Genomic DNA, 17,775 nt, shown 5'->3' on the forward strand with positions numbered 1-17,775 from the left:
CATGAATCTCCTAACCAGAAGAAAGCTCGTCAACCGGATTGCGTTGACCCTGTCGATGTCCGCGATGGCCTTCGGGCTGTTCTGGCTCGCCTGGATTCTTGTCACGGTGTTCGATCTCGGCATCGCGGGCCTGTCTGCCAGCCTGTTTACCGAGATGACGCCGCCTCCCGGCGACCAGGCGGGCGGGCTTGCCAACGCAATCATGGGTAGCGTGGTGATGGTCGGGCTCGCGACGCTGCTGGGTACGCCGATCGGCATCCTCGCCGGCGTGTATCTGGCCGAGTACGGCCGCTACACCCCCTTGGGCAAGGCGACGCGTTTCATCAACGATCTGCTGCTGTCGGCACCGTCGATCGTCATCGGCCTGTTCGTCTACGCCGTGGTCGTCGCGAATACCGGCAAGTTCTCGGGGTGGTCGGGTGTCATTGCGCTCGCGCTGATCGTGCTGCCGGTAGTCGTCCGCACCACCGAGAACATGCTGCAGCTGATTCCGAACACGCTGCGCGAAGCGGCTTTCGCGCTTGGCGCACCGAAGAGCGTGGTGATCTCCAAGGTGACCTTGCGTGCAGCGCGCGCCGGGGTTGTCACCGGCGTATTGCTTGCGGTGGCCCGCATCGCCGGCGAAACCGCGCCCCTGTTGTTCACCGCGCTATCGAATCAGTTCTGGAGCCTGAACATGAACGAGCCGATGGCCAATCTGCCGGTCACCATCTTCAAGTTCGCGATGAGTCCCTTCACCAATTGGCAGGAGCTCGCCTGGGCAGGCGTCTTCCTGATCACCATCGGTGTGCTCATCCTGAACATCGTCGCGCGGGTTTTCCTGCGGGCTGAAAAGATCAACTAAGGCTCTCGCCGAGCTGAGATTTCGGGACCACCATGGAAATCACCGACGCCCAGATCGAATTCAAAGACTTCAACTTCTACTACGGCAAGTTCCACGCGCTTCGGAACGTCAACTTCAAGATGGCCCGGCACAAGGTTACGGCCTTCATCGGTCCGTCCGGTTGCGGTAAATCGACGTTGCTGCGGACGATCAACCGTATGTACGACCTCTATCCGGAGCAGCGCGCCGAGGGCCAATTGCTCTTCGACGGACGCAATCTGCTCGACCGCGATGTCGACGTCAGCGTGCTTCGTGCCAAGATCGGGATGGTTTTCCAGAAGCCCACGCCGTTCCCGATGTCCATCTACGACAACATTGCGTTCGGTGTGCGCCTCCATGAGAAGCTCAACGTCGCGCAGATGGACGAGCGCGTCGAATGGGCGCTCCGCAAGGCCGCGCTGTGGGACGAGGTGAAGGACAAGCTCAAACAAAGTGGCATGAGCCTCTCCGGCGGTCAGCAGCAGCGCCTGTGCATTGCGCGGGGAATCGCCGTCAAGCCCGAAGTCATCCTGCTCGATGAGCCGACGTCGGCGCTCGATCCGATTTCAACCTCCCGGATCGAGGAACTGGTCGATGAACTCAAGAAAGAGTTCACCATCGTCATCGTGACTCACAACATGCAGCAGGCCGCGCGGATCTCCGACTACACCGCCTACATGTATCTGGGCGAGATGGTCGAGTTCGGCGTGACCGACGAAGTCTTCCTGAAGCCCAAGAAGAAGGAAACCGAGGACTACATCACGGGCCGCTTCGGCTGAGCGATGTTCCCGCGGCAGCCCGGCAGGGTCGGTACGGCCTTGGCCGGGCTGTCGCCGTTTGCCTGCTCCCCAACGCAAGCCTATAATCTCGCGATTTACCGGGCAGCCAACGCGTGACCACGAAACTGATAGCAGGCAACTGGAAGCTCAACGGCAGCCTGGCGAAGAACGCAGCGCTGATCGACGAGTTGCGGCGCGCCGAGATGCACTGCGTCGTTTGTGTGCCGTATCCGTATCTGGCCCAGGCGCAGGCGCTTGTTGCCGGTTCGTTGATCGAACTGGGTGCCCAGGACGTCAGCGAGTATGAGCAGGGCGCCTATACCGGCGAAGTTTCCGCCGCGATGCTCGTCGAGTTCGGCTGCCGGTATGTCATCGTCGGTCACTCCGAACGCCGCGCGTTGTTTGGAGATTCCGACCAGGTCGTCGGCCGCAAGGCGGCCTCTGCGCTTGCCGCCGGGCTCACGCCCATCGTCTGCGTGGGTGAAACGCTGGCGGAGCGCGAGCTTGGGGAAGTCGAAGCGGTCATCCGCCGTCAACTGCAAGCCGTTGCCGATTGCGTAGGGGACGAGGCGCTGCCAACGTTGGTGGTCGCTTACGAGCCGGTGTGGGCCATTGGCACCGGGCGCTCGGCTACGCCGGAGCAGGTCGCGCAGACGCACGGTTTCATCCGCGCATGGTTTTCGGCCCGCTGCGACGCTTCGGCTGTACGCATCCTTTATGGCGGCAGTGTCAAGCCCGAGAATGCGGCGGTGCTGTTCTCCACGGACGACGTCGATGGCGGCCTGATCGGCGGGGCTTCGCTGGTCGGTAGCGACTTCGTTGCCATCTGCCGCGCCGCCTGACGGGCGGTTTTTCAAACCAAAACGCTACTTTCAAGGGTTGTGATGAGCGACATTCTGTTTTCGGTGGTCCTGACGGTGCACGTCGTCGTAGGGCTCGGTGTCATCGGTCTCGTGCTGGTGCAGCACGGCAAAGGTGCCGACATGGGGGCCGCTTTTGGGAGCGGCGCGTCCGGAAGTCTGTTCGGTTCCTCGGGTTCGGCCAATTTCCTCAGCAGGACCACCGCGGTGCTCGCCACGGTCTTTTTCGTCACCAGTCTCAGCCTTAGCTATCTCGCCAGCAACAAGACCAGCGCCCCCTCCAGTGTGATGGAGCGGGCGGTGCCGAGCGCGCCGGCGGAGGGGACTGGAACGGTTGCGCCGGCCACGCCTGGCGATGCTTCCAAGGCCCAGGAGATTCCGAAATAATGCGGAAAATCGCTTTGCGCACTGCGGAAAGCATCGTATAATTCTTTGGCTGTAACGAAATCCAAGCCGACGTGGTGAAATTGGTAGACACGCTATCTTGAGGGGGTAGTGGCGAAAGCCGTGTGAGTTCGAGTCTCACCGTCGGCACCAGATTCGGATGACGCCCGCTATTGCGGGCGTTTCCATGCAATAGCAGCCAAAACAATAATGGCGACGAACAAGTCGCCCTTCTCGATTGGGGGTCGATGAGTCATGCTGGAAAACTACTTTCCCGTCCTGATGTTCATTCTCGTTGGGCTCGGAATTGGTGTAGTTCCCGTGGTTCTGGGTCGAGTAATTGCTCCCCACCGCCCCGATAGTCAAAAGCTGTCTCCCTATGAGTGCGGATTCGAGGCATTTGAAGATGCCCGAATGAAATTCGACGTCCGCTACTATCTCATCGCAATTCTCTTCATCCTGTTCGACCTCGAAATCGCTTTTCTCTTTCCGTGGGCGACGGTCTTTCAGGACTTCATTGCCGCCGGCGAGCTTGCGTGGTTTGTTTTCGGTTCGGTGATGGTCTTCCTGGCTATTCTGGTCATCGGTTACATCGTCGAGTGGAAAAACGGCGCACTCGACTGGGAGTAATGCAATGAGCATTGAGGGCGTCTTTCGCGAAGGGTTTGTCACTACTTCGCTCGATGCGGTCATCAATTGGACGCGAACCGGCTCGTTGTGGCCGATGACCTTCGGGTTGGCCTGTTGTGCGGTTGAAATGATTCACGCGGGTTGTTCCCGCTACGATCTGGACCGTTTCGGTGTGGTGTTCCGCCCCAGCCCGCGGCAATCCGATTTGATGATCGTCGCCGGCACGCTGTGCAACAAGATGGCTCCGGCGCTGCGCAAGGTGTACGACCAGATGGCCGAGCCGCGCTGGGTTATCTCCATGGGGTCCTGTGCGAATGGTGGCGGCTATTACCACTATTCCTACTCGGTCGTGCGCGGCTGCGACCGGATTGTTCCCGTTGATGTCTATGTGCCTGGCTGTCCGCCGACGGCCGAGGCATTGTTGTACGGCATTATTCAGCTGCAGAACAAGATCAAGCGGACCAACACGATTGCCCGCTGATTGACGGATGCCCAGACATGAGTGCCAAGCTTGAACGCCTGAGTCAAACGCTTCGCGATGTCCTCGGTGATGTTGTTGAGTCGCTGGTGGTGGATCGCGGTGAGGTGACGATAGAAGTCGCCGCCGGAAATTTTCTTGATGTTGCCCGCAGGCTGCGAGACGAGGCTGCGCTCGGTTTCGAGCAGCTGATGGATATCTCCGGTATCGACTATTCCGCCTTTGGCAATGGTGCCTGGCAAGGCAAGCGATTTGCCTCTGTTGCGCACCTGCTGTCCGTCAAGAATAACTGGCGCCTGCGGCTTCGCGTGTTTGCGGATGACGATGACTTTCCGGTCCTGGGTTCGCTCGTCGAAGTGTGGCCTAGCGCGAACTGGTTTGAACGCGAGGCGTTCGATCTTTACGGAATTCTCTACGCAGGCCATCCGGATCTTCGTCGTATCCTGACCGACTACGGTTTCGTCGGTCATCCGTTCCGCAAGGATTTCCCCATCTCGGGCTACGTAGAAATGCGCTATGACCCGGAGCAGGGGCGCGTGGTGTATCAGCCGGTAACGATCGAGCCTCGCGAGAATACCCCGCGCATCGTGCGTGAAGAGAATTACGGGGATGTCGGTCATGGCTGAAATTCGCAACTACACGATCAACTTCGGTCCGCAGCATCCGTCGGCGCACGGTGTGCTGCGCCTGGTTCTGGAACTGGACGGCGAAGTCGTCGAGCGCGCCGATCCGCATATCGGCCTGTTGCATCGCGGTACCGAGAAGCTTGCCGAGACGCGAACCTGGGTTCAGTCGGTGCCTTACATGGACCGTCTCGACTACGTCTCGATGATGTGCAACGAGCACGCCTACTGCATGGCCATCGAGCGCCTGCTTGGCGTCGAGGTGCCGTTGCGCGCCCAGTACATCCGGGTGATGTTCGATGAAATCACCCGCATTTTGAATCATCTGCTGAACATCGGCACCCACGCGCTGGATATCGGTGCGATGACGATGGTGTTGTACACGTTCCGTGAGCGGGAAGATCTCATGGATGCGTACGAGGCGGTGTCGGGTGCGCGCATGCACGCGGCCTATTACCGTCCGGGCGGGGTGTATCGCGACCTTCCGGACCGGATGCCGCAGTACCAGCCCAACAAGTTCAAGAACGCCAATGTCGTCAAGGATCTGAATGCGGCGCGGCAAGGTTCGCTGCTGGACTTCCTCGACGACTTCACGCAGCGCTTTCCCAGGTATTGCGACGAATACGAAACCCTGCTGACCGACAACCGTATCTGGAAGCAGCGCACGGTCGGTATCGGCGTTGTCACGCCGGAGCAGGCGCTCGCGTGGGGCTTTTCCGGTCCGATGATCCGCGGTTCCGGTATCGCCTGGGATCTGCGCAAGAAGCAGCCGTACGAAGTCTACGACAAGGTCGACTTCGACATTCCGGTGGGCAAGAACGGTGACTGTTATGACCGTTACCTCTGCCGGATGGAGGAAATGCGTCAGTCCAACCGCATCATCCGCCAGTGCATTGACTGGCTGCGCAAGAACCCGGGGCCGGTCATCACCGACAACCACAAGGTTGCGCCGCCGTCGCGCGAGCAGATGAAGTCCAACATGGAAGAGCTGATCCACCACTTCAAGCTCTTCACCGAAGGCATGCACGTACCCAAGGGCGAAGCCTATGCTGCCGTGGAGCACCCGAAGGGCGAGTTTGGCGTGTATGCGGTGTCCGATGGTGCGAACAAGCCTTATCGCCTCAAGCTGCGGGCGCCGGGCTTCGCCCACCTCGCCGCCATGGATGAGATTTCCCGTGGCCACATGATTGCCGACGTGGTGGCGATCATCGGGACCATGGACGTGGTGTTCGGAGAGATCGACCGCTAGGGCGACGACCCGCACCAACATACGGGCATGGCCCGACCCAGGACGAACAGACGGCAGGCTATCCGGAAGACGAGCACGACATGCTGAGCCAGGAATCGCTGCAACAGATCGATCGCGAGATCGCGAAATATCCTCCCGACCAGAAGCAGTCGGCGGCCATGTCCGCGCTGCGTATCGCTCAAGTCGAGAAAGGCTGGCTTTCGAAGGAAACGATCGCCTTCGTCGCGGACTACCTCCAGATGCCGGCGATCGCCGTCTATGAGGTAGCGAGCTTCTACAACATGTACGACCTGCAGCCAGTGGGGCGCCACAAGATTACCGTGTGCACCAACCTCCCTTGTGCGCTGTCGGGCGGCGTTCATGCGGCCGAATACATCAAGCAGAAGCTCGGTATCGATTTCAACGAGACCACGCCCGATGGCAAGTTCACGCTGAAGGAAGGCGAGTGCATGGGCGCCTGTGGTGACGCCCCGGTTCTGCTGCACAACAACCACACGATGTGCAGCTGGATGACGACTGAGAAAATCGACCAACTCCTGGCCGACCTGGGAAGCAAATGAGCGCGCACGGACTGATCCTCGCCGGGCTGGACGGCGACCGCACCTGGCGGCTCCAGGACTACATCGGCCGTGGCGGCTATTCGGCGCTGAAGAAGATCATCGCGGAGAAGATTCCGCCGGAAACGATCATCGCGGAACTCAAGGCTTCCGCCCTGCGCGGCCGCGGCGGTGCAGGCTTCCCGACGGGGCTGAAGTGGAGCTTCATGCCGCGCTCCTTCCCGGGCGACAAGTATCTCGCCTGTAATTCGGACGAGGGCGAGCCGGGGACTTTCAAAGACCGCGACATCCTGCGCTACAACCCCCACACGGTGATCGAAGGCATGGTCATCGCCGCCTATGCGATGGGGGCCACGCGCGGTTACAACTACATCCACGGCGAAGTCTTCGAACTGTACCAGCGGTTCGAGGAAGCGCTCGACGAAGCGCGTCAGGCCGGGCTGGTCGGCCAGAACATCCTCGGTAGCGAGTTCTCGTTCGAACTGTTTGCGCACCACGGCTACGGTGCCTACATCTGTGGCGAAGAAACCGCGCTGCTGGAGTCGATCGAAGGCAAGAAAGGGCAGCCGCGCTTCAAGCCGCCGTTCCCTGCGAGCTATGGCCTCTACGGCAAGCCGACGACGATCAACAACACCGAAACGTTCGCCTCGGTTCCCTTCATCATCAACCTGGGCGGTGAAGGCTTCCTGAATCTGGGCAAGCCCAATAACGGCGGTACCAAGCTGTTTTCGATCTCGGGCCACGTCAATCGTCCTGGCGTCTACGAGATCAACCTCGGCACGCCGTTCTCCGAGCTGCTCGAAATGGCGGGCGGCATGCGTGGCGGCCGCAAGCTGAAGGCGGTGATTCCCGGCGGTTCGTCGGCGCCGGTGCTGCCGGGCGACATCATGATGGACTGCACGATGGACTATGACTCCATCTCCAAGGCCGGCTCGATGCTCGGTTCCGGCGCGGTCATCGTGATGGACGAAACCGTGTGCATGGTCAAGGCCCTCGAGCGCCTGTCCTACTTCTATTTCGAAGAGTCCTGCGGCCAATGCACGCCGTGCCGCGAGGGTACCGGTTGGTTGTACCGCGTCGTTCATCGCATCGAGAACGGCCTTGGCCGTCCGGACGACCTCGATCTGCTCAATTCGGTGACCGGCAACATCATGGGCCGCACGATCTGTGCCCTGGGCGACGCCGCGTCGATGCCGGTACAGAGTTTCATCAAGCATTTCGGTGCTGAGTTCGAATACCACATCGAAAACAAGAAATGCCTGGTTTCGCCCGAAGTCCAGTACGCGGGTAGCCAAATCTACGTGAGCCCCTCATGCTAGAGATCGAAATCGACGGTAAGCAGCTGCAGGTCGCTGACGGCAGCACGGTAATGGACGCCGCCGCCCGCGCCGGCGTCTATATCCCGCACTTCTGCTACCACAAGAAGCTCTCCATCGCGGCTAACTGCCGGATGTGCCTCGTCCAGGTCGAGAAGGCACCCAAGCCGCTGCCGGCCTGTGCAACGCCGGTCACCAACGGCATGAAGGTGTGGACCCATTCCGAGCAGGCGGTGAAGGCCCAGAAGGGCGTGATGGAGTTCCTGCTGATCAACCACCCGCTGGATTGCCCGATCTGCGATCAGGGCGGCGAGTGTCAGTTGCAGGATCTTGCAGTGGGCTACGGTGGCAGCGAGTCGCGCTACCAGGAAGAAAAGCGCGTCGTGTTCAACAAGAACCTCGGCTCGCTGGTGTCCACCGACATGACCCGGTGCATCAACTGCACCCGCTGCGTGCGCTTCACCACCGAAATCGCCGGCGAGATGGAACTCGGGCAGGCCTTCCGGGGCGAGCACGCCGAGATCATGCCCTTCGTCGAGAAGACGATCGACACCGAACTGTCCGGCAACATCATCGATCTGTGCCCGGTTGGCGCGCTGACCTCCAAGCCATTCCGCTTCGCGGCGCGCACCTGGGAACTCTCGCGCCGCAAGTCGGTAAGCCCGCACGATTCGCTGGGTTCCAACCTCATCGTCCAGACCAAGCACGACGTGGTCAAGCGCGTGTTGCCGCTGGAGAACGAAGAACTCAACGAGTGCTGGCTGTCGGACAAGGATCGATTCTCGTACGACGCGCTGAACAGCGACCAGCGTCTGCTCGCGCCCATGGTGAAGCAGGGTGGCGAATGGAAGACGGTGGACTGGCAGACCGCACTTGAATTTGCCGCCAACGGCGTGCGGTCGGTGGTCAAGGGCCACGGTCCTGCCGCGGTGGGGGCGTTGCTGTCCCCGCACGCAACCCTGGAAGAGCTGTACCTGGGGCAAAAGGTGATGCGAGGCCTCGGTTCCAACAACGTGGATTTCCGACTCCGTCATTGGGATTTCCGCGCTGATGCGGTTCGCGCCGGGGCGCCCTGGTTGGGGATGCGGGTCGCGGAGGTCTCCGACCTCAACCGCCTGCTCGTCGTCGGCAGCTTCCTGCGCAAGGATGCACCGCTGCTCGCGCAGCGCGTGCGTCAGGCAGCCAAGCGCGGTCTCCATGTTTCCGCCGTCGGCCCGAATGCCGAGGAGTGGCTGATCCCGGTACGTCATCGCGCGCTGGTTGCGCCTTCCGGCATGGTCGGCGTGCTCCAGGGGATCGCTGCTGCGCTCGCCGCTGCCAAGGGCGAGTCGACCGGCGCGGTCGAGATTTCGGCCGAGGCGCGCGCCATCGCGGAGAGTCTGGCCAGCGGTCGCAAGGTCGCGATCTGGCTGGGCAATCTCGCGGCGCAGGATGCGCGTGGCGCGGAACTCCATGCGGCGGCGCTGGAGATTGCGCGCTTGACCGAAGGCCGCGTCGGTTTCATCGGCGAAGCTGCCAACAGCGTGGGCGGCTATCTGGCCGGCGCCGTCCCGACCGGAGACGGTTTGAATGCACGGCAGATGATCGAATCCCCGCGCAAGGCATACCTTGTGTTCGGTGCGGAACCCGATTTCGATTTTGCCCACGGCGCGGCCACCGTCGCGGCGATGAAGGGTGCGGAACTGGTTGTCGCGCTGTCGGCCTTCGACAGTGGCAGCCTGCGCGACGTCGCGGACGTGATGCTGCCGGTGTCGCCGTTCTCGGAAACGTCCGGCGCCTTCGTCAATTGCGAAGGCCGTGTGCAGAGCTTCAATGCGGTGGCAAAGCCGCTCGGCGAAACGCGTCCGGGCTGGAAGGTGCTGCGCGTGCTCGGCAACCTGCTCGAACTCGACGGTTTCGCTTTCGAGGACGCCGAAGCCGTCCGGAGCGAGGCGCTGGCCGGAGACGTATCCGAGCGCTTGTCGAATCTGCTGACCGGGCCGATCGTGTCCTCCGGGGACGCGGCCGGCGGGCTGGAGCGCGTTGCCGACGTGCCCATCTACTTCGCCGATCCGCTGGTTCGCCGCTCGGCGCCCCTGCAACGTGCGAAGGACGCGGCGGCACCGCAAGCGCGCGCCAATGCGGAAACCTTTGCCGCAGCGGGCATCGCCGACGGGGCGCTTGTGCGGGTCAAGCAGGATGGAGCAGCGGTGGAACTCACCGCGGTCGTTGATAACGCCGTTGCCGCGGGCTGCGTCCGCGTTGCAGCGGCCCATGTGACGACGGCGGCCCTGGGGCCGCTGAGTGGCACGATCACCCTGGAGCGCGTCTGATGGAAGGTTTCCTCCAACCCGTCGCCGATTTGTTCGGTCCGTCGTGGCCGGTGGTCTGGACGCTGCTGAAGATCGTCGCGATCGTTGCGCCGCTGATGGGCTGCGTTGCCTACCTGACGCTCGCCGAGCGCAAAGTCATCGGCTACATGCAGGTCCGTATCGGCCCCAATCGCGTCGGCCCCTTCGGGCTGTTGCAACCGATCGCAGACGGCGTGAAGTTGCTGCTCAAGGAAATCATCTTCCCGAGCAGCGCAAGCAAGGGACTCTTCATCGTCGGTCCTATTCTCGCGCTGGCGCCGTCGCTCGTGGCGTGGGCGGTGGTGCCCTTCGATGACGGTCTGGTGCTCGCCAACGTCAACGCCGGCCTGCTGTTCCTGCTGGCCGTGACCTCGATGGAGGTCTATGGCGTGATCGTCGCCGGCTGGGCGTCCAACTCCAAGTACCCGTTCATCGGTGCGATGCGCGCTGCCGCGCAGATGGTGTCGTACGAGGTGTCGATGGGTTTCGCGCTGATCTGCGTGCTGCTGATTTCGTCGAGCCTGAACCTGTCCGAGATCGTGAACTCGCAAGGCAGCGGTCGCTTCCACGACATGGGTCTGTCCTTCCTGTCGTGGAACTGGTTGCCGCTGCTGCCGATGTTTGTGGTGTATCTGATTTCCGGCATCGCCGAGACCAATCGCGCACCGTTCGACGTGGTGGAAGGCGAGGCCGAGATCGTCGCGGGCCACATGGTCGAATACTCGGGGATGGCGTTCGCGCTGTTCTTCCTCGCCGAGTACGCGAACATGATCCTGGTTTCGATCCTGACCTCGGTGCTGTTCCTCGGCGGCTGGCTGTCTCCGGTCGGGTTCCTGCCGGATGGATTCCACTGGCTGGCGCTGAAGACCGCGAGCATTCTTTTCATCTTCCTGTGGGCGCGTGCGACGTTCCCGCGTTTCCGCTACGACCACATCATGCGGTTGGGCTGGAAGGTGTTCATTCCGGTCACCCTGGTCTGGGTGGTCGTGGTCGCGGTGTGGTTGATGTCGCCGCTGTCGATCTGGAAGTAAGAGGCTGAACATGGGTGCCAAGGATTACATCGGTAGTCTGTTCCTGAAGGAACTCGTGAAGGGCATGGCCCTGACGGGTCGCCATTTCTTCGCGCGCAAGATCACCGTTCAGTTCCCGGAAGAGAAGACGCCGCAGAGTGCGCGCTTTCGCGGACTGCATGCGCTGCGCCGCTATCCCAACGGCGAGGAGCGCTGCATCGCCTGCAAGCTGTGCGAAGCGATCTGTCCGGCGATGGCAATCACGATCGAGTCGGAGCAGCGTGAAGACGGTTCGCGCCGGACCAGCCGCTACGATATCGACCTGACCAAGTGCATCTTCTGTGGCTTCTGCGAGGAAGCCTGCCCGGTGGATGCGGTCGTTGAAACCCGCGTGTTCGAGTATCACGGTGAGCAGCGCGGCGATCTGTACTACACGAAGCAGATGCTGCTCGCAGTCGGCGACCGCCACGAGCAGCAGATCGCCGCCGACCGCGAACAAGAGGCGAAATTCCGCTAAAGGGGAGGGCGCCCGCTGGCGCCGTGGATACTGAACATGGAATTCAAGACGGCTGTCTTCTACTTTCTGGCCGCGATCCTGGTGTTTGCCGGATTGCGCGTCATCACCGCGCGCAACCCGGTACATGCGGCGTTGTTCCTGGTGTTGTCCTTCTTCACGGCGGGCGGCATCTGGCTGCTGCTGCAGGCGGAGTTTCTCGCGATCACGCTGGTGATGGTGTATGTCGGCGCGGTCATGGTGCTGTTCCTGTTCGTGGTCATGATGCTCGACATCAACCTCGACCGCATCCGCCAGGGCTTCTGGAATTACCTCCCGGTCGGCGCATTGATCGGCATCCTGATGGTGGTCGAGATGGCGATGGTCCTGGGTGGCCGCTACTTCGACCTCGACTCGATGCCGGCACCCCCGGCCGCTGCGGCTGACTACAGCAACACCGCTGAACTCGGCCGGGTGCTCTACACCGATTACGTCTACCCGTTCGAACTGGCTTCGCTGGTGCTGGTGGTCGCGATGGTGGCAGCGGTTTCGCTGACGCTGCGCAAGCGTAAAGGCAATAAGTATGTCCAGCCGTCGGACCAGGTTGCGGTGAAGCGCGAAGGTCGGGTCGAACTGGTGAAGATGCCGGCCGAGACGGAATAACACGCGCGAACAAGAAACGCACCGGACGTTGGACCGGTGCGATCAGGGAGTCACAGATGCTTTCGCTTTCCCACTATCTCATCCTGGGCGCGGTCCTGTTCGCGATCAGCGTGGTCGGGATCTTCCTCAACCGGAAGAACCTGATCGTATTGCTGATGGCCATCGAGCTGATGCTGCTTGCGGTGAATCTGAACTTCATCGCGTTCTCGCACTATCTCGGCGATATCGCCGGACAGGTTTTCGTTTTCTTCATCCTGACCGTGGCGGCCGCCGAATCTGCGATCGGCCTCGCCATCCTGGTGGTGATGTTCCGCAATCTGCGGACCATCCATGTGGATGATCTGGACAGCCTCAAGGGTTAAGGAAGCGTCACGATGTCGGACATGCAGAAGCTCTATCTCCTCGTGCCGCTGGCCCCGCTGGCCGGCGCCATTCTGGCGGGCCTCTTCGGCAAGCTCATCGGTCGCACGGGTGCGCACGTCGCCACCATCCTGGGCGTCGCCGTGGCGTTTGCGGCCTCGGTCCTGGTCTTCCAGGACGTGCAGGCAGGAAACACCTTCAACGGCACGATCTACACCTGGATGAACGCCGGCGGGGTCAATTTCGAGGTCGGCTTCCAGATCGACGCGCTCACCGTGATGATGATGCTGGTGGTGACCTTTGTGTCGCTGATGGTGCACATCTACACGATCGGCTACATGCATGACGACCCGGGATACCAGCGCTTCTTCAGCTACATCTCGCTGTTTACCTTCTCGATGCTGATGCTGGTGATGTCCAACAACTTCCTCCAGCTGTTCTTCGGCTGGGAAGCTGTGGGCCTCGTCTCCTACCTGCTGATCGGCTTCTGGTATGACCGGCCGACCGCGATCTATGCCAACCTCAAGGCGTTCCTGGTCAACCGCGTCGGCGACTTCGGTTTCCTGCTCGGTATCGGTCTCATCGTGGCCTACACCGGCAGCCTCAACTACCAGGAAGTGTTCGCCAAGGCGCAGGAACTGTCGGCGATGGACATGGCGGTGACCGGCTGGCCGCTGCTGACCGCGATCTGCATCTGCCTCTTCATTGGCGCAATGGGCAAGTCGGCCCAGGTGCCGCTACACGTCTGGCTGCCCGATTCCATGGAAGGCCCGACCCCGATCTCGGCGCTGATCCACGCGGCGACCATGGTGACCGCGGGCATCTTCATGGTGGCGCGCATGTCGCCGCTGTTCGAACTCTCCGACGTCGCGCTCTCCTTCGTGCTGGTGATCGGCGCCACCACCGCGCTGTTCATGGGCTTCCTCGGCATCGTGCAGAACGACATCAAGCGCGTCGTGGCCTACTCGACGCTGTCGCAGCTCGGCTACATGACCGTTGCGCTGGGTGTCTCCGCCTACTCGGCCGCGGTGTTCCACCTGATGACCCACGCGTTCTTCAAGGCGCTGCTGTTCCTCGGTGCCGGCTCGGTGATCATCGGCATGCATCACGACCAGGACATGCGCAACATGGGCGGCCTGTGGAAGTACATGCCGATCACCTGGTTTACCTCGCTGCTCGGCTCGCTGGCGCTGATCGGTTTCCCGTTCTTCTCCGGCTTCTATTCCAAGGACTCGATCATCGAGGCAGTGCATGCCTCGACCATCCCGGGGTCGGGTTACGCGCTGTTCTGCGTGATGGCGGGCGTGTTCGTCACCGCGTTCTACTCCTTCCGCATGTATTTCCTGGTGTTCCACGGCAAGGAGCGTTTTGGTCACAACGACCATGCGCATCACGACCACCACGGCGATCACGACGATGAAGAGCCGTCGGCCGATCATCATCACGGCCTCGCGCCGGGCCAGAAGCCGCACGAGTCGCCCTGGGTCGTGACGCTGCCGCTGGTGCTGCTGGCCATCCCGTCGGTGCTGATCGGTTTCTTCACGATCCAGCCGATGCTGTTCGGCGACTGGTTCAAGGGTGTGATCTTCGTCGGTGAGAACCACGTCGGCATCAAGGAACTCGCCGAGCATTTCCACGGTTCGGTTGCGATGGCGGTGCACGGCCTGCAGACCGCGCCGTTCTGGCTGGCAATGGGCGGTGTCGCGGTGGCCTGGTTCTTCTACATGGTCAAGCCCGGCATTCCGGCAGCGATCCAGCGCACCTTCAGCCCGCTGCATACCCTGCTCGAGAACAAGTATTACTTCGACCGCTTCAACGAGATCTTCTTTGCCGGCGGGGCTCGCCTGCTCGGCAAGGGGCTGTGGAAGGGCGGCGATCAGGCGCTGATCGACGGTGTTGCGATCAACGGCACCGCCAAGCTGGTCGGTTGGGTGGCGCAGATTTCCCGCCTGTTCCAGACGGGGCATCTGTACCAGTACGCCTTCACGATGATCATCGGCGTGTTCGTGCTGCTGACCTTCTGGTTCAACCGCGCCTAAACAGCACGTCGCCCACCAGGCTTTAGACAACAAGATCGAACGCGCCAGGGACGGCGCATAGAACGGAAAGCAACGATGACGGACATTCCCTACCTTAGTCTCGCGATCTGGGTGCCGATAATCGGCGGCCTGCTGGTGCTCGCCACCGGCTCCGACCGCAATGCTCCGATGGCACGGGTGCTGGCCCTGCTGGCGTCGATCGCGGGCTTCGTCGTAACCCTTCCGCTCTATACCGGCTTCGACGTCAGTTCGGCTGCGATGCAGTTCGTCGAAATCGCCCCCTGGGTGCCGCGCTTCAACATCAACTACCACCTCGGCGTCGACGGCATCTCGGTGCTGTTCGTGCTGCTGAATGCCTTCATCACCATCATGGTGGTGATCGCGGGCTGGCAGGTGATCGAGGAGAAGGTCGCGCAATACATGGCCGCCTTCCTGATCATGTCCGGGTTGATGAACGGGATCTTCTCCGCACTGGACGGCATCCTGTTCTACGTGTTCTTTGAAGCCTCGCTGATCCCGCTCTACCTCGTGATCGGTATCTGGGGCGGCCCGAACCGCGTCTATGCCGCAATCAAGTTCTTCCTCTACACGCTGCTCGGCTCGCTGCTGATGCTGATCGCGCTGCTTTACCTGTACATGGAAGCCGGCGGGTCGTTCAGCATCCTCGACTGGCACCAGTTGCCCCTCGCAATCGAGCCGCAGACGCTCATCTTCTTCGCCTTCCTGATCGCGTTCGGGGTGAAGGTGCCGATGTGGCCGGTGCATACCTGGCTGCCCGACGCGCACGTGGAAGCCCCTACGGGTGGTTCGGTGGTGCTGGCAGCGATCGGCCTGAAGCTGGGGGCCTACGGTTTCCTGCGCTTCTCGCTGCCTATCCTGCCGGACGCTGCGCAGCAGCTTGCTCCGGTGGTGATCACGCTGTCGCTGATCGCGGTGGTCTATATCGGTTTCGTCGCGCTGGTACAGGCCGACATGAAGAAGCTGGTGGCCTACTCGTCGATCTCGCACATGGGTTTCGTGACGCTGGGCTTCTTCATGTTCAACCCGCTCGCCGTCGAGGGCGCGCTGGTTCAGATGATCTCCCACGGCTTCGTGTCCGGCGCGATGTTCCTGTGCATCGGCGTGCTGTACGACCGCATGCACTCGCGCCAGATCGCCGACTACGGTGGTGTTGTGCATTCGATGCCGAAGTTCGCGGCGTTCTTCATGCTGTTCGCGATGGCGAACGCCGGTCTGCCGGCGACCAGCGGCTTCGTCGGTGAGTTCATGGTGGTGTTGGGTGCCGTCCAGTACAACTTCTGGATCGCGTTCCTTGCCGCCACCACGCTGATCCTGGGCGCCGCCTACACCTTGTGGATGTACAAGCGGGTGGTATTCGGGGCGATCGGCAACAAGCACGTCGCCGAACTCGAAGACATCAATGCCCGGGAGTTCGCCTTCCTCGGCATCCTTGCTGCCTGCGTGTTGGCGATGGGTCTGTATCCCTTCCCCTTTACCGAAGTGATGCATGCCTCGGTCAATGAACTCCTCCGTCACGTGGCCGTGAGCAAGCTCTGAAGCCCACAGCGAGACACTTAACCGGACTGGCCAGAAGATGAACTTTGTTGTCCCCGACTTCTACCCCGCGACGGCGGAGATCTTCGTCGCCGTGATGGCGCTCGTGATCATGCTGGCGACGACCTTCGCGCGCAGCGTGGCGCGGGGTCTCGCCTACGGTCTCACGCTGGTGACGCTGATCGGCGCCGCGATCATCACCTACAACACCGCTAATCCGCGGGCGGTCACGACGTTCAGCAACATGTTCATCGGCGACCTGCTCGGCGATGTGCTGAAGCTGCTGATCTACTTCTCGATGGCGGTGGCACTGCTCTACGGCCGCAGCTATCTGGCGGATCGCAAGCTCGACAAGCCCGAGTACTACGTCCTGGCGCTGCTGATGACGCTGGGCATGATGGTCATGGTGACCTCCAACCACCTGCTGTCGATGTACATCGGTCTGGAGCTGATGTCGCTGTCGCTGTACGCGCTGGTCGCATTCGACCGCGATTCGGCGCGCGGCACCGAAGCGGCAATGAAGTACTTCGTGCTCGGTGCGCTCGCTTCGGGTCTGCTGCTTTACGGCATGTCGATGCTCTACGGCGCGACCGGCACGCTGGAGATTTCGGGCATTGCCAAGTCGGTGTACAACCAGGCCGCCAATGACACGGTGCTGCTGTTCGGTCTTGTCTTCCTGATGGCGGGCATCTGCTTCAAGCTGGGCGTCGTGCCCTTCCACATGTGGATCCCCGATGTCTATCACGGTGCCAACACCGCGGTCACGCTGATCATCGCAACCGCGCCCAAGTTGGCTGCGTTCGCGATGGCGGTGCGCCTGCTGGTCTGGGGCCTGTTCGATGTCGCCGAGCAGTGGCAGACGATGCTGATGTTCGTTGCGGTGCTGTCCATCGTGCTGGGCAACCTCGCCGCGATCGCGCAGACCAATCTGAAGCGGATGCTGGCCTACTCGGGCATCTCGCACATGGGTTTCATGCTGCTCGGACTCCTGTCCGGCGTGGTGGATGGTGATCCGCACTACGCGCTCGACGCCTACAGCGCGGCCATGTTCTACGCCATCTCCTACGTGATCATGAGCCTCGCGTCCTTCGGCATGATCATCCTGTTGTCGCGCGCTGGCTTCGAAGCCGAGAACATCGACGACTTCAAGGGGCTGAACAAGCGCAGTCCGTGGTTTGCTGCGATGATGATGTTCGTGATGTTCTCGATGGCCGGCATCCCGTTCTTCATCGGTTTCTTTGCCAAGCTTGCGGTACTGCAGGCGGTCGTGGCGGCGGGCTACATCTGGGTGGCCGTGGTCGCGGTACTGATGTCGGTGATCGGCGCGTTCTACTACCTGCGTCTGGTCAAAGTCATGTACTTCGATGAACCGGCCGATGCAACGCCGATTCAGGCGCCGGCCGAACTGCGGGTGTTCCTGTCCGCGAATGGCCTGGCGATTGCCGCGATCGGGCTCGCACCGCAAGGTGTGATGACGCTCTGCACCTTCGTGCTGCTGGCATCCACCCAGCCCTGACCCGGCACACCTTACCCGACGACGCCGACGCGGATCATTCCGTCGTCGGCGTTGTCGTTTCCGGTTCCTACA

Annotated in this window: 18 protein-coding genes and 1 tRNA gene; all 19 read left to right on the forward strand. The window is 61.6% G+C overall.

What is annotated here, in order from left to right; genetic code table 11:
• Position 1: 1 nt before the first annotated feature.
• Positions 2-844: a phosphate ABC transporter permease PstA gene (gene pstA, locus dqs_RS07435; protein WP_050976183.1), complete on the forward strand. Its 843-nt coding sequence runs from the start codon at positions 2-4 to the stop codon at positions 842-844.
• A gap of 32 nt (positions 845-876) precedes the next feature.
• Positions 877-1,641, forward strand: a complete 765-nt coding sequence (pstB, locus tag dqs_RS07440; RefSeq protein WP_011765126.1) for a phosphate ABC transporter ATP-binding protein PstB — start codon at positions 877-879, stop codon at positions 1,639-1,641.
• Between the two features lie 113 nt (positions 1,642-1,754).
• Positions 1,755-2,483: a triose-phosphate isomerase gene (gene tpiA / locus dqs_RS07445; protein ID WP_065340084.1), complete on the forward strand. Its 729-nt coding sequence runs from the start codon at positions 1,755-1,757 to the stop codon at positions 2,481-2,483.
• Between the two features lie 42 nt (positions 2,484-2,525).
• A complete protein-coding gene (gene secG, locus dqs_RS07450; RefSeq protein WP_065340085.1) occupies positions 2,526-2,888 on the forward strand; it encodes a preprotein translocase subunit SecG in 363 nt (120 codons plus the stop codon).
• Between the two features lie 65 nt (positions 2,889-2,953).
• A tRNA-Leu gene (locus tag dqs_RS07455) sits at positions 2,954-3,038 on the forward strand.
• A 102-nt stretch (positions 3,039-3,140) separates the two neighbouring features.
• Positions 3,141-3,515, forward strand: a complete 375-nt coding sequence (gene ndhC / locus dqs_RS07460) for an NADH-quinone oxidoreductase subunit A (protein WP_011765129.1) — start codon at positions 3,141-3,143, stop codon at positions 3,513-3,515.
• Positions 3,516-3,519: 4 nt separating this feature from the next.
• Positions 3,520-3,996, forward strand: coding sequence for a NuoB/complex I 20 kDa subunit family protein (locus tag dqs_RS07465; RefSeq protein WP_011765130.1), 477 nt, complete (start codon positions 3,520-3,522; stop codon positions 3,994-3,996).
• A gap of 17 nt (positions 3,997-4,013) precedes the next feature.
• Entirely contained in the window at positions 4,014-4,619 is a 606-nt protein-coding gene (locus dqs_RS07470; RefSeq protein WP_011765131.1) for an NADH-quinone oxidoreductase subunit C, read from the forward strand.
• On the forward strand, positions 4,612-5,865 hold the full coding sequence (locus tag dqs_RS07475; protein WP_011765132.1) for an NADH-quinone oxidoreductase subunit D: 1,254 nt from the start codon (positions 4,612-4,614) through the stop codon (positions 5,863-5,865). Before dqs_RS07470 ends, dqs_RS07475 begins: the two co-directional genes overlap by 8 nt.
• An 80-nt stretch (positions 5,866-5,945) precedes the next feature.
• Complete coding sequence (gene nuoE, locus dqs_RS07480) at positions 5,946-6,425, forward strand: NADH-quinone oxidoreductase subunit NuoE (RefSeq protein ID WP_011765133.1); 480 nt, start codon at positions 5,946-5,948, stop codon at positions 6,423-6,425.
• Positions 6,422-7,741 (forward strand): NADH-quinone oxidoreductase subunit NuoF, encoded by a 1,320-nt coding sequence (gene nuoF / locus dqs_RS07485; protein WP_011765134.1) that lies wholly within the window; start codon positions 6,422-6,424, stop codon positions 7,739-7,741. The genes nuoE and nuoF overlap by 4 nt, the downstream gene beginning before the upstream one ends.
• On the forward strand, positions 7,735-10,050 hold the full coding sequence (gene nuoG, locus dqs_RS07490; protein ID WP_065340086.1) for an NADH-quinone oxidoreductase subunit NuoG: 2,316 nt from the start codon (positions 7,735-7,737) through the stop codon (positions 10,048-10,050). The genes nuoF and nuoG overlap by 7 nt, the downstream gene beginning before the upstream one ends.
• Positions 10,050-11,099 carry an NADH-quinone oxidoreductase subunit NuoH gene (nuoH, locus tag dqs_RS07495; RefSeq protein WP_011765136.1) on the forward strand — a complete coding sequence of 350 codons (1,050 nt, stop codon included), beginning with the start codon at positions 10,050-10,052 and terminating at the stop codon, positions 11,097-11,099. The genes nuoG and nuoH overlap by 1 nt, the downstream gene beginning before the upstream one ends.
• Positions 11,100-11,109: 10 nt before the next feature.
• On the forward strand, positions 11,110-11,595 hold the full coding sequence (nuoI, locus tag dqs_RS07500) for an NADH-quinone oxidoreductase subunit NuoI (RefSeq protein WP_011765137.1): 486 nt from the start codon (positions 11,110-11,112) through the stop codon (positions 11,593-11,595).
• 36 nt (positions 11,596-11,631) lie between these two features.
• Positions 11,632-12,234: an NADH-quinone oxidoreductase subunit J gene (locus tag dqs_RS07505; protein WP_065340087.1), complete on the forward strand. Its 603-nt coding sequence runs from the start codon at positions 11,632-11,634 to the stop codon at positions 12,232-12,234.
• Between the two features lie 56 nt (positions 12,235-12,290).
• Positions 12,291-12,596: an NADH-quinone oxidoreductase subunit NuoK gene (nuoK, locus tag dqs_RS07510; RefSeq protein WP_011765139.1), complete on the forward strand. Its 306-nt coding sequence runs from the start codon at positions 12,291-12,293 to the stop codon at positions 12,594-12,596.
• Between the two features lie 12 nt (positions 12,597-12,608).
• Positions 12,609-14,633, forward strand: coding sequence for an NADH-quinone oxidoreductase subunit L (nuoL, locus tag dqs_RS07515; RefSeq protein ID WP_065340088.1), 2,025 nt, complete (start codon positions 12,609-12,611; stop codon positions 14,631-14,633).
• A gap of 75 nt (positions 14,634-14,708) precedes the next feature.
• The gene (locus dqs_RS07520; protein WP_011765141.1) at positions 14,709-16,190 is read left to right on the forward strand and encodes an NADH-quinone oxidoreductase subunit M; all 1,482 of its coding nucleotides are present in this window, start codon (positions 14,709-14,711) and stop codon (positions 16,188-16,190) included.
• A 37-nt stretch (positions 16,191-16,227) separates the two neighbouring features.
• Positions 16,228-17,703 carry an NADH-quinone oxidoreductase subunit NuoN gene (nuoN, locus tag dqs_RS07525; RefSeq protein ID WP_065340089.1) on the forward strand — a complete coding sequence of 492 codons (1,476 nt, stop codon included), beginning with the start codon at positions 16,228-16,230 and terminating at the stop codon, positions 17,701-17,703.
• The last annotated feature ends 72 nt before the right edge of the window (positions 17,704-17,775 follow it).

This window comes from Azoarcus olearius, assembly GCF_001682385.1.
GTDB lineage: Bacteria > Pseudomonadota > Gammaproteobacteria > Burkholderiales > Rhodocyclaceae > Azoarcus > Azoarcus olearius.